This is a genomic window from Ensifer aridi, assembly GCF_002078505.1.
In the GTDB taxonomy this organism is placed as follows: Bacteria; Pseudomonadota; Alphaproteobacteria; order Rhizobiales; family Rhizobiaceae; genus Sinorhizobium; species Sinorhizobium aridi.
Genome location: NZ_LUAV01000016.1, coordinates 78,271 through 90,061, shown reverse-complemented (window position 1 = coordinate 90,061; position 11,791 = coordinate 78,271). Strand labels below are relative to the sequence as shown.

Below are 11,791 nucleotides of genomic sequence, written 5' to 3'. Positions count from 1 at the left end.
TCGCGTTGCATCATGGTTCGCGGACAATCTCGGGGGTGAAGATATGCGGGTTTTACATGCGGCGGCCGGGTTGGCGATTGTACTTGCGCTGACCGGATGCCAGCGGACGTCCTTCGGTGGTTTCGGTTCCCGGGATGTTTCTCCCGGCCCCGCCCCCCTACAGGCGCAGCCCGTACCCTCGGTTTCCTCGGGTCAGCTTCCGGCTCCGACGGCCGGTGCATCGCAGTTTCCGGCGGCGCCGACTGCGGGCGCGGTAACGCCCGGCGGTGCGCCGGCGGGTACGGAGGTCGCAGCGGCGACCAATGCGCTCGACGTGACGAAGGAATCGATGGTCGGCAACTGGCGTGTATCGAGCGCCGGCAGCTCCTGCGACATGTTCCTGACGCTCACCAATCTCGGCAGCGGTTCGCGCGGCGGCACCCGTGGTTGCGCCGGCGAGCTGACGACCATGGGTTCCTGGGAGGTGACCGGAAAGCAGGTCGTGCTCAAGGACCGCAGCGGCAATCCGATCGCTCGTCTCTACAAGACGGCGGATGCGCGCTTCGACGGCTCCACCAATGGCGGTCAGCCGGTCAGCCTCAGCCGCTGAGCGAATTCGGGTCCGGCTTCGCGCCGGACCTTCAAACGGCCTGTAGCCGCGGTGGGGCTCCCGCCTGCAGCCTGCGTCTCACCTTCAGAACAAGCCTCCTGGCACACCCGGACGCATCGTGCTCAACCCCGACGACAGCATTCACCACAAACTCGAAGCGCTCGTTACCGCCGGAGAGCGACAGCGCGACCCGGCGCAATTTGCAATCGCGCGCAGGCTCGATAATCTGACGGCGGAACTGCTCGCCAGCCGCCCGTCGCGCAAGGCCAACGCGCTCGGCTGGCTTTTCGCCGCGCGCAAAAAGGATCACGCGCCGGTCAAGGGCCTCTATATCCACGGTGGCGTCGGCCGCGGCAAGACCATGCTGATGGACATGTTCTTCGACGCTGTGCCTATTCAGCGCAAGCGGCGCGCCCATTTCCACGAATTCATGGCCGACGTGCACGAGCGCATTTACAAGCACCGGCAGAAGCTCAAGAACGGCGAGACGAAGCAGGCGGACCCCATCCCGCCGGTCGCCTCCGAGCTTTTCGGTGAGGCGCGGCTTTTATGTTTCGACGAGTTCACCGTCACCGATATCGCCGATGCGATGATCCTGGCGCGGCTCTTCGGCGAGCTGTTCGCCAAGGGCTGCGTGCTCGTCGCGACCTCCAATGTCGAGCCGGACAATCTCTACCGCGATGGTCTCAATCGCGGCCTTTTTCTGCCCTTCATCGATCTCCTAAAGGCGAACGCGGAAATAATCTCGCTCGATACGGATACGGACTATCGCCTTCAGAAGACTGACGGAACGCCCGTATGGCTGTCACCGCTCGGGCCGGAGACCGAAGCCGCCATGGACCGAGCCTGGTACCAGGAGACGGGCGGAGCGCCGGTCGCCTCCGCCGAGATCGGGCGCAAGGGCCGCATGATCCGCATACCGGCGGCCGCCGGCCGAAGTGCCCGCTTCACATTCGCCGATCTCTGCGCCGCGCCGCTCGGCGCCGCCGACTACCTCGCACTCCTGACGCATTACAGCACGATCTTCATCGATCACGTGCCGCATCTCGGACCGCATCTGCGCAATGAGACGAAGCGATTCATCATTCTCGTCGACGCTCTTTACGATCAGGGCGCGCGTCTTTTCGCCTCCGCCGTCGCCGAGCCGCAGCATCTGCTCACTGCCAAGAAAGGCACGGAAGGCTTCGAATTCGATCGGACGGTTTCGCGTCTGATCGAGATGCAGAGCGAGGAATATATCGCCGCACATCCGGTAGATTCCGGCGTTCAGTGACACAATCGTGACGGATATTCTTACGCTTACGTAAGAACTTTTTGATCTAACCGATTGAAATTGCTTTGCTCAAAAGTATGGATTGATATTTTACCTTTTGCCGTTTAAGTGGCTTTTCCGAAGGTTTGGCGTTTGCCGCGTTTCAGGCCTCGATCATATTGGGATCACAAAGGAAGCACTTTCATGGCGCGCAACAAGATCGCACTTATCGGTTCAGGGATGATTGGTGGCACGCTGGCGCATCTCGCCGGCCTGAAGGAGCTGGGCGACATCGTCCTCTTCGACATCGCCGACGGCATTCCGCAGGGCAAGGGCCTCGACATCGCGCAGTCCTCTCCGGTCGAAGGCTTCGATGCATCGCTCACGGGTGCCAGCGACTATGCGGCGATCGAAGGCGCAGACGTCTGCATCGTCACCGCCGGCGTCCCGCGCAAGCCCGGCATGAGCCGTGACGATCTGCTCGGCATCAACCTCAAGGTGATGGAACAGGTCGGTGCCGGCATCAAGAAATACGCTCCGAACGCCTTCGTCATCTGCATCACCAACCCGCTCGACGCCATGGTCTGGGCACTGCAGAAGTTTTCGGGCTTGCCGAAGAACAAGGTCGTCGGCATGGCTGGCGTTCTCGACTCTTCGCGTTTCCGCCTCTTCCTCGCCCAGGAGTTCAACGTTTCGGTCAAGGACATCACCGCCTTTGTTCTCGGCGGCCATGGCGACACCATGGTACCGCTCGCCCGCTATTCGACGGTTGCAGGCATTCCGCTGCCGGACCTCGTCCAGATGGGCTGGACCACCAAGGAGAAGCTCGACCAGATCATCCAGCGCACCCGTGACGGCGGCGCCGAGATCGTCGGCCTCTTGAAGACCGGCTCGGCCTACTATGCGCCGGCGGCTTCCGCGATCGAGATGGCCGAAGCCTACCTCAAGGACAAGAAGCGCGTGCTTCCCGTCGCGGCCCATCTTTCCGGCCAGTACGGCGTCAGGGACATGTATGTCGGCGTGCCGACGGTGATCGGCGCCGGCGGCGTCGAGCGCATCATCGAGATCGACCTCAACAAGGGCGAAAAGGAAGCCTTCGACAAGTCGGTGGCGGCGGTCGCCGGCCTTTGCGAAGCCTGCATCAACATCGCACCCAGCCTGAAGTAACCGCCATCCGGCCTATCAGACAGGAAAGAACCCATGAACATCCATGAATACCAGGCCAAGGCTCTCTTGAAGAGCTATGGCGCGCCGGTCGCGGAAGGTGTCGCGATCTTCTCTGCCGACGAGGCCGAGGCGGCCGCGAAAAAGCTGCCGGGACCGCTTTACGTCGTGAAGAGCCAGATCCATGCCGGCGGTCGCGGCAAGGGCAAGTTCAAGGAACTCGGCCCCGATGCAAAGGGCGGCGTTCGCCTGGCGAAGTCCGTCGAGGAGGTCGTCGCCAACGCCAAGGAAATGCTCGGCAACACGCTCGTGACCAAGCAGACCGGCCCGGCCGGCAAGCAGGTCAACCGTCTCTATATCGAGGACGGGGCCGACATCGAGCGCGAGCTCTACCTCTCGATCCTCGTCGACCGCTCCGTCGGCCGGGTCGCTTTCGTCGTCTCGACCGAGGGCGGCATGGACATCGAGGCGGTTGCCGAGCACACGCCGGAAAAGATCGTCACCGTTGCGATCGACCCGGACAAGGGTGTGACCGCTGACGATCTGAAGACGCTGACCGACGCGCTGAAGCTCGAAGGCGAAGCGCGCGCAGACGCCGAAAAGCTCTTCCCGATCCTCTACAAGGCCTTTGTCGAAAAGGACATGAGCCTGCTCGAGGTCAATCCGCTGATAGTCATGAAGAACGGCCGGATGCGCGTCCTGGACGCCAAGGTCTCCTTCGACGGCAATGCGCTCTTCCGTCATGAAGATGTCGTCGCGCTGCGCGACACGACGGAAGAGGACGAGAAGGAAATCGAAGCCTCCAAGCACGACCTCGCCTATGTCGCTCTCGACGGCAATATCGGCTGCATGGTCAACGGCGCCGGTCTCGCCATGGCGACGATGGATATCATCAAGCTCTACGGCGCCGAGCCCGCGAACTTCCTCGATGTCGGCGGCGGTGCTTCGAAGGAAAAGGTCACGCACGCCTTCAAGATCATCACCGCAGATCCGGCGGTGAAGGGCATCCTGGTCAACATCTTCGGCGGCATCATGAAGTGTGACGTCATCGCCGAAGGCGTTCTGGCTGCTGTCAAGGAAGTTGGCCTCAAGGTGCCGCTCGTCGTGCGCCTCGAAGGCACGAATGTCGAGCTCGGCAAGAAGATCATCAATGAATCGGGCCTCAACGTCATCTCCGCCGATGATCTGGACGATGCCGCCCAGAAGATCGTTGCAGCCGTGAAGGGAGCCTGAGGTTTCATGTCCATCCTGATCAACAAAGACACCAAGGTCCTCGTCCAAGGTCTCACCGGCAAGACGGGCACATTTCACACCGAACAGGCGCTTGCCTACAATGGCACCAAGATGGTCGGCGGCATCCACCCGAAGAAGGGTGGGGAGACCTGGACTGGCGCCAAGGGCGAACAACTGCCGATCTTCGCGACGGTTGCCGAAGGCCGTGACGCCACGGGTGCCAACGCGTCCGTGATCTATGTTCCGCCGGCCGGCGCGGCCGCGGCGATCATCGAGGCGGTCGATGCGGAAATCCCGCTCATCGTCTGCATCACCGAAGGCATTCCGGTCGCCGACATGGTCAAGGTCAAGGCGCGGCTCGAAAAGTCGTCCTCGCGCCTCATCGGCCCGAACTGCCCAGGCGTGCTGACGCCGGACGAATGCAAGATCGGCATCATGCCCGGCAACATCTTCCGCAAGGGTTCGGTCGGCGTTCTGTCGCGCTCCGGCACGCTCACCTACGAGGCTGTGTTCCAGACCACGAATGAGGGCCTCGGCCAGACGACGGCCGTCGGCATCGGTGGCGACCCGGTCAAGGGCACCGAGTTCATCGACGTGCTCGAGATGTTCCTCGCCGACGACGAGACCAAGTCGATCATCATGATCGGCGAGATCGGCGGCTCGGCCGAAGAGGATGCGGCGCAGTTCCTGAAGGACGAGGCCAAGCGTGGCCGCAAGAAGCCGATGGTCGGCTTCATCGCCGGCCGTACGGCGCCTCCCGGTCGCACCATGGGCCATGCCGGCGCCGTCATCTCGGGTGGCAAGGGCGGCGCGGAAGACAAGATCGCCGCGATGGAATCCGCCGGCATTCGCGTCTCGCCGTCTCCGGCCCGCCTCGGCAAGACGCTGGTCGAAGTTCTCAAGGGCTGACCACAACAGTGCGATGGGGCGGCATACGGTCGCCCCATTGGAGCCACGAAAGACACCATGATGATGCGGTCGGGCGAGATGGGCGAAGGCCCCTGATCCGGGCGCCAGGCAAACATGACCGGGACAATCCGGCAACCCAACTTAAGTCAGGAGGCGGACTCACGTCCGCAAGAGACCATGACAAGGCAAGAGGCCAACGAGCAATTCCAGCTCACATCGTTTCTGGACGGCGCCAATGCCGCCTATATCGAGCAGCTCTACGCGCGCTATGAAGCGGATCCGTCTTCCGTTTCGGCCGAATGGCAGTCCTTCTTCAAGGCGCTCGCCGACAGGCCCGAAGATGTGGTGAAGGCGGCCAAGGGCGCCTCCTGGAAGAAGAGCAATTGGCCTATTCCCGCCAATGGCGAACTGGTCTCGGCGCTCGACGGTGACTGGGGCACGGTTGAAAAGGTCATCGAGAAGAAGGTCAAGGCCAAAGCAGAGGAGGCCGCCGCCGTCGCTGGTGTTCCGGTCAGCGAGGCCGAGGTTCATCAGTCGACCCGCGATTCCGTGCGCGCTATCATGATGATCCGCGCCTATCGCATGCGCGGCCATCTGCACGCCAAGCTCGACCCCCTCGGCCTTGCCGATCCGGTCGAGGATTACGACGAGCTCTCGCCGAAGACCTATGGCTTCGAAGAGAAGGATTACGATCGCAAGATCTTCATCGACAACGTGCTCGGTCTCGAATACGCGACCGTGCGCGAGATGGTCGAGATCCTCGAGCGGACCTATTGCTCGACGATGGGCGTCGAGTTCATGCACATGTCCAACCCGGAAGAGAAGGCCTGGATCCAGGAGCGGATCGAGGGTCCGGACAAGGGCGTCGAATTCACCCCCGAGGGCAAGAAGGCGATCCTGCAGAAGCTGATCGAAGCGGAGGGCTTCGAGCAGTTCATCGACGTCAAGTACAAGGGCACCAAGCGTTTCGGCCTCGACGGCGGCGAATCGCTGATCCCGGCGCTCGAGCAGATCATCAAGCGCGGCGGACAGCTCGGTCTCAAGGAGATCGTCCTCGGCATGGCGCATCGCGGCCGTTTGAACGTGCTCTCGCAGGTCATGGCCAAGCCGCACCGGGCCATCTTCCACGAGTTCAAGGGCGGTTCCTATGCGCCTGACGACGTAGAAGGCTCGGGTGACGTGAAGTACCACCTCGGCGCCTCTTCCGACCGCGAGTTCGATGGCAACAAGGTGCATCTGTCGCTGACGGCGAATCCGTCACATCTCGAGATCGTCAACCCGGTGGTCATGGGCAAGGCGCGCGCCAAGCAGGACCAGATCGCCACCGTCTTCGAGGGCGACATCATTCCGCTGCGCGAGCGCGTCAAGGTCATGCCGCTGCTGCTCCATGGCGATGCAGCCTTTGCCGGCCAGGGCGTCGTTGCCGAAATTCTCGGCCTGTCCGGCCTGCGCGGTCATCGCGTTGCCGGCACCGTGCACTTCATCATCAACAACCAGATCGGCTTCACGACCAACCCGGCCTTCTCGCGCTCTTCGCCCTATCCCTCGGACGTAGCGAAAATGATCGAGGCGCCGATCTTCCACGTGAACGGCGACGATCCGGAAGCGGTCGTCTACGCCGCCAAGGTCGCGACCGAGTTCCGGATGAAGTTCCACAAGCCGGTCGTCATCGACATGTTCTGCTATCGCCGCTTCGGCCACAACGAGGGCGACGAGCCGGCGTTCACGCAGCCGAAGATGTATCGCGCCATCCGCGCCCACAAGACGGTGGTCCAGCTCTATTCGCAGCGTCTGATCGCCGAAGGCCTCATGACCGAGGGCGACGTGGAGAAGATGAAGGCGGACTTGCGCGCTCATCTCGAGCAGGAATTCGAGGCCGGCCAGTCCTATAAGCCGAACAAGGCGGACTGGCTCGACGGCGCCTGGTCGGGCCTGCGCACGGCCGACAACCAGGATGAGCAGCGCCGCGGCAGGACCTCGGTGCCGATGAAGCAATTGAAGGAGATCGGCCGCAAGCTTTCCGAGATCCCGGCCGGCTTCAGCGCGCATCGAACCATCCAGCGCTTCATGGAAAATCGCGCCAACATGATCCAGACCGGCGAGGGGATCGACTGGGCGATGGCTGAGGCGCTTGCCTTCGGTACGCTCGTGACGGAGGGGACGAAGATCCGTCTGTCCGGCCAGGACTGTGAGCGCGGCACCTTCTCGCAACGCCATTCCGTCCTCTACGATCAGGAGACGGAGGAGCGCTACATTCCGCTCGCCAACCTCTCGCCGACCCAGGCCCGCTACGAGGTCATCAATTCGATGCTCTCGGAAGAGGCGGTGCTCGGCTTCGAATACGGCTATTCGCTCGCCCGTCCGAACGCGCTGACGCTCTGGGAAGCCCAGTTCGGCGACTTCGCCAACGGCGCGCAGGTGATCTTCGACCAGTTCATCTCGTCGGGCGAGCGCAAGTGGCTGCGCATGTCGGGTCTCGTCTGCCTGCTGCCGCACGGTTATGAGGGCCAGGGGCCGGAGCATTCCTCCGCGCGCCTGGAGCGCTTCCTGCAGCTCTGCGCGGAAGACAACATGCAGGTCGCCAACGTCACGACGCCGGCGAACTACTTCCATATCCTGCGCCGCCAGGTGAAGCGCGATTTCCGCAAGCCGCTGATCCTGATGACGCCGAAGTCGTTGCTGCGCCACAAGCGGGCGGTCTCCAGCCTCTCCGAAATGGCCGGCGAGAGCTCCTTCCACCGGCTGCTCTGGGACGATGCGGAGGTCATCAAGGACGGCCCGATCAAGCTGCAGAAGGATTCGAAGATCCGTCGCGTCGTCATGTGCTCGGGCAAGGTCTATTACGACCTCCTCGAAGAGCGCGAGAAGCGCGGCATCGACGACATCTATCTGCTGCGCGTCGAGCAGCTCTATCCGTTCCCGGCCAAGGCGCTCATCAACGAGCTCAGCCGCTTCCGTCATGCGGAGATGGTCTGGTGCCAGGAAGAGCCGAAGAACATGGGCGCCTGGTCGTTCATCGACCCCTATCTCGAATGGGTCCTTGCCCATATCGACGCGAAGTACCAGCGGGTGCGCTACACCGGCCGCCCGGCCGCCGCTTCGCCGGCAACCGGCCTGATGTCCAAGCACATGGCGCAGCTTGCCGCCTTCCTCGAGGACGCGCTGGGGGGCTGATCAAGCCCCTCACGGTCTGCCAATCGCTGGAGCACTTCCAGGAAAAGTGCGTAGCGGTTTTCCGTCCGGGAGTGCGTAACTTAAGAGCTTGAAACAGAAATCTGATCAACGGACAAAAATCATGGCAACAGAAATCCGCGTTCCCACCCTTGGCGAATCCGTCAGCGAAGCGACCGTCGGCACTTGGTTCAAGAAGGTCGGCGACGCGATCAAGGCCGACGAACCGATTCTCGAGCTCGAGACCGACAAGGTGACGATCGAAGTTCCGGCGCCGGCCGCCGGCACGCTTAGCGAAATCGTCGCGCAGGCGGGCGAAACCGTCGGCCTCGGCGCGCTGCTCGGCCAGATCGCCGAAGGTGCGGGTGCTGCCGCCGCGGCTCCGGCCGAAAAGATGCCCGAGCCCGCTGCCGCCCCCGCCGCCGCAGCCCCTGTTGCGCAACCGGCAGCCGCTGCCGCGCCGCAGGCGCCCACATCGATGCCGCCGGCGCCGGCTGCCGCCAAGCTCATCGCCGAAAACAACCTTTCCGCCGATCAGCTCGACGGTTCGGGCAAGCGGGGCCAGGTGTTGAAGGGCGACGTGCTCGCTGCGATTTCCAAGGGCATCTCGGCGCCCGCCGCGGCCGAGCCGGCCAAGGTCCAGGCACGTGCCCCGGCACCGGCGGAAGATGCCGGTCGCGAAGAGCGCGTCAAGATGACCCGTCTGCGCCAGACGATCGCCCGCCGCCTGAAGGATGCGCAGAACACCGCCGCCATGCTCACCACCTATAACGAGGTGGACATGAGCGCGGTCATGAGCCTGCGTTCGAAGTACAAGGACATCTTCGAGAAGAAGCACGGCGTGAAGCTCGGCTTCATGGGCTTCTTCACCAAGGCCGTGACGCATGCGCTCAAGGAGCTGCCGGCGGTCAATGCCGAGATCGACGGCACCGACATCATCTACAAGAACTTCTGCCATATCGGCGTCGCCGTCGGCACCGACAAGGGCCTCGTCGTTCCGATCGTGCGCGATGCCGACCAGATGTCGATCGCCGAAATCGAGAAGGAAATCGGCCGGCTCGGCAAGGCGGCTCGCGACGGAACGCTCTCGATGGCGGACATGCAGGGCGGCACCTTCACCATCTCCAACGGCGGCGTCTACGGTTCGCTGATGTCCTCGCCGATCCTCAACGCGCCGCAGTCGGGCATTCTCGGCATGCACAAGATCCAGGACCGCCCGGTGGCGATCGGCGGCCAGGTGGTCATCCGCCCGATGATGTATCTGGCGCTCTCCTACGATCACCGCATCGTCGACGGCAAGGAAGCAGTAACCTTCCTCGTTCGCGTCAAGGAAAGCCTCGAAGATCCGGAGCGCCTCGTGCTCGATCTCTAAAGGAGGCGGGGGCGTGAGCCCCCGTTTCCTTCTCCTCGACGCTCGCCGTCCCCGCCGACGCGCCAGCAGGGAATCGACAGTCATGGCGCTAGAGGTTAGGGTTCGGGAGGCACGTTATGCGCGCATTCAGGCTCTCTCCGGCTCCATCTGGGTCTTCAAAGCACCGGTCGCAAAGGCATGAGCAACTATCTGATCGAACTCGCTTCGCTGATGGCGATCTTCTCCTTCGCCATCGTTTCCCCCGGCGCGGACCTCGCCATGGTGATGCGGCAGTCGCTGGTGCACGGCCGGCGGCAGGCAATCATCACCTCCTTCGGCATCGGCACATCGCTGATGTTCCATGTCACCTATACCATTCTCGGCCTGGGGCTGATCATTTCCCAGTCAATCTACCTCTTCAACATCGTCAAATGGTGCGGCGTCGCTTACCTCATCTATATCGGCGTCAAGGCGCTTCGCGCCGGCCAGACGGAGATCGCCGTCGAGGCGGGTGAAGATTCTGGCAAAGGCAGGGGGCAATCGGCGCTGAAGGCCTTCGGCCTCGGCTTCGCCGCCAACGCGCTCAACCCGAAGGCGGTGTTCTTCTTCCTGTCGATCTTCTCGACCGTCGTCAGCGCCCATACGCCGATGATGGTCAAATTCGGCTACGGCCTCGTCATGGCGAGCGCTCTGATCCTCTGGTTCGTCGGTGTCAGCCTGTTCATGACCACGCCGCGAATGCGCGCTGCATTCACGCGCGCGAGCAAGTGGATCGACCGGGCGAGCGGCATGGTCTTCATCGCGCTCGGGCTGAAGCTCGCGACGGAAAAGGCCGCCTGATGACGGGCGGCTGGAACGTCCTTTCCGTCGCGCTAGCGGCCGTGCTCACTGCCGCGCCTGCCTTCGCGGACGAGTGCAAGCAGGCGCATGCGATCTATGCCGATCCGGCCGGCACTTACGAGTTGCGCTTCGAGCCGGTAGGGTCGGAAGCGGCCGTCACCAGCAATCACTTCAAGGTCAAGGTCGGGGAGACCAAGCTTTTTCTCGACGGCGTCGTGATGCAGTCCGGCGAGCCGTTGCGCGCGAACGGGATCGTCATGAATAATTGCCCGACGGGCGACGTGACCGGCGCGGAACTCGAGGCCTGCACCGTCTGGCAGGGCGTGATTTACACGGTCGACAAGGCCGGCCGTATCGACCTGCTTCAGGCTGAGGATGCGCCGGCCGCCGAGCAGATCCTGCTGCCTCATTTCGGCCCGTCGCTGCGTGCATCGAGCGCCTGGGGCGAGGGCAAGGCGAATGCCGACAGCTCCGACGTCTTTGTGTTCAAGGGATGCGCCAAATGAGCGACGGGCGCGTGCTTCTCGTCACGGGCGGCAGCCGCGGCATCGGTGCTGCAGTCTCGCTTGTCGCGGCTGACGAGGGCTGGCGGGTCGCCGTCAATTATGCTTCCAACCGGCAGGCGGCCGAGGACGTGGTTCGCCGTATATCGGATGCCGGAGGTGCCGCAATCGCGGTCGAGGGCGACGTCGGTACCGAAGGCGGGGTGCAAGCGATCTTCGCCGCCGTCGATGCCGCCTTCGGTCGCCTCGACGGGCTCGTCAACAATGCCGGCATCGTCGGCGCGCCGCAGCGCATCGACGCGATTTCGCCGGAACGGCTGGAGCGGATGTTCCGCGTCAACGTCACCGGCTCCATCCGCTGCGCGGCGGAAGCCGTGCTCCGGATGTCGACGCGTCACGGCGGGCGCGGCGGCGCGATCGTCAATCTTTCGTCCGTCGCGGCCGTGCTGGGCGCTCCCGGTCAATATGTCGACTACGCTGCCGCGAAAGGCGCGATCGACAGCTTCACCGTCGGGCTCGCGCGCGAAGTAGCCTCGGAGAGCATCCGCGTGAACGCGGTGCGTCCCGGAATCATCGACACCGAAATTCATGCGTCCGGCGGGCTGCCCGATCGCGCCCGTGACATGGCGCCTTCCATTCCCATGCAGCGTCCCGGCACAGCCGGCGAAGTTGCCGACGCAATTCTCTATCTCCTGTCGGATAAGGCGACTTATGTGACCGGAGCCATTCTCACTGTCAGCGGCGGGCGATGATCGTCCTCTTAAGACCGTCCTCCCAAG

At 63.3% G+C, this 11,791-nt stretch carries 10 protein-coding genes; all 10 read left to right on the top strand.

Annotated elements, in window-relative coordinates:
- Positions 1–43 precede the first annotated feature (43 nt).
- The 10 genes from AYK65_RS15650 to AYK65_RS15605 all read left to right on the top strand — a co-directional run bounded on the left by AYK65_RS15650 (position 44) and on the right by AYK65_RS15605 (position 11,764).
- Positions 44–589, top strand: a complete 546-nt coding sequence (locus tag AYK65_RS15650; protein WP_026615510.1) for a protease inhibitor Inh/omp19 family protein — start codon at positions 44–46, stop codon at positions 587–589.
- 118 nt (positions 590–707) lie between these two features.
- Entirely contained in the window at positions 708–1,862 is a 1,155-nt protein-coding gene (gene zapE, locus AYK65_RS15645; protein ID WP_026620043.1) for a cell division protein ZapE, read from the top strand.
- 183 nt (positions 1,863–2,045) lie between these two features.
- Entirely contained in the window at positions 2,046–3,008 is a 963-nt protein-coding gene (mdh, locus tag AYK65_RS15640; protein ID WP_026615512.1) for a malate dehydrogenase, read from the top strand.
- Between the two features lie 33 nt (positions 3,009–3,041).
- Positions 3,042–4,238, top strand: coding sequence for an ADP-forming succinate--CoA ligase subunit beta (sucC, locus tag AYK65_RS15635; protein WP_046120526.1), 1,197 nt, complete (start codon positions 3,042–3,044; stop codon positions 4,236–4,238).
- 6 nt (positions 4,239–4,244) lie between these two features.
- Positions 4,245–5,147: a succinate--CoA ligase subunit alpha gene (sucD, locus tag AYK65_RS15630; RefSeq protein ID WP_026615514.1), complete on the top strand. Its 903-nt coding sequence runs from the start codon at positions 4,245–4,247 to the stop codon at positions 5,145–5,147.
- 177 nt (positions 5,148–5,324) lie between these two features.
- Positions 5,325–8,321 (top strand): 2-oxoglutarate dehydrogenase E1 component, encoded by a 2,997-nt coding sequence (locus AYK65_RS15625; protein WP_046120525.1) that lies wholly within the window; start codon positions 5,325–5,327, stop codon positions 8,319–8,321.
- 121 nt (positions 8,322–8,442) lie between these two features.
- Positions 8,443–9,690 carry a 2-oxoglutarate dehydrogenase complex dihydrolipoyllysine-residue succinyltransferase gene (gene odhB / locus AYK65_RS15620; RefSeq protein ID WP_046120524.1) on the top strand — a complete coding sequence of 416 codons (1,248 nt, stop codon included), beginning with the start codon at positions 8,443–8,445 and terminating at the stop codon, positions 9,688–9,690.
- A gap of 177 nt (positions 9,691–9,867) precedes the next feature.
- Complete coding sequence (locus AYK65_RS15615; protein ID WP_046120523.1) at positions 9,868–10,509, top strand: LysE family transporter; 642 nt, start codon at positions 9,868–9,870, stop codon at positions 10,507–10,509.
- Positions 10,509–11,015: a hypothetical protein gene (locus AYK65_RS15610; RefSeq protein ID WP_046120522.1), complete on the top strand. Its 507-nt coding sequence runs from the start codon at positions 10,509–10,511 to the stop codon at positions 11,013–11,015. Before AYK65_RS15615 ends, AYK65_RS15610 begins: the two co-directional genes overlap by 1 nt.
- Positions 11,012–11,764: an SDR family oxidoreductase gene (locus AYK65_RS15605; RefSeq protein WP_046120684.1), complete on the top strand. Its 753-nt coding sequence runs from the start codon at positions 11,012–11,014 to the stop codon at positions 11,762–11,764. Before AYK65_RS15610 ends, AYK65_RS15605 begins: the two co-directional genes overlap by 4 nt.
- The last annotated feature ends 27 nt before the right edge of the window (positions 11,765–11,791 follow it).

Coding starts and splice junctions, on each gene's coding strand:
- AYK65_RS15615 (WP_046120523.1), top strand. CDS start 9,868: ATGAGCAACTATCTGATCGAACTCGCTTCGCTGATGGCGATCTTCTCC.
- sucD (WP_026615514.1), top strand. CDS start 4,245: ATGTCCATCCTGATCAACAAAGACACCAAGGTCCTCGTCCAAGGTCTC.
- AYK65_RS15625 (WP_046120525.1), top strand. CDS start 5,325: ATGACAAGGCAAGAGGCCAACGAGCAATTCCAGCTCACATCGTTTCTG.
- AYK65_RS15610 (WP_046120522.1), top strand. CDS start 10,509: ATGACGGGCGGCTGGAACGTCCTTTCCGTCGCGCTAGCGGCCGTGCTC.
- AYK65_RS15650 (WP_026615510.1), top strand. CDS start 44: ATGCGGGTTTTACATGCGGCGGCCGGGTTGGCGATTGTACTTGCGCTG.
- sucC (WP_046120526.1), top strand. CDS start 3,042: ATGAACATCCATGAATACCAGGCCAAGGCTCTCTTGAAGAGCTATGGC.
- odhB (WP_046120524.1), top strand. CDS start 8,443: ATGGCAACAGAAATCCGCGTTCCCACCCTTGGCGAATCCGTCAGCGAA.
- AYK65_RS15605 (WP_046120684.1), top strand. CDS start 11,012: ATGAGCGACGGGCGCGTGCTTCTCGTCACGGGCGGCAGCCGCGGCATC.
- mdh (WP_026615512.1), top strand. CDS start 2,046: ATGGCGCGCAACAAGATCGCACTTATCGGTTCAGGGATGATTGGTGGC.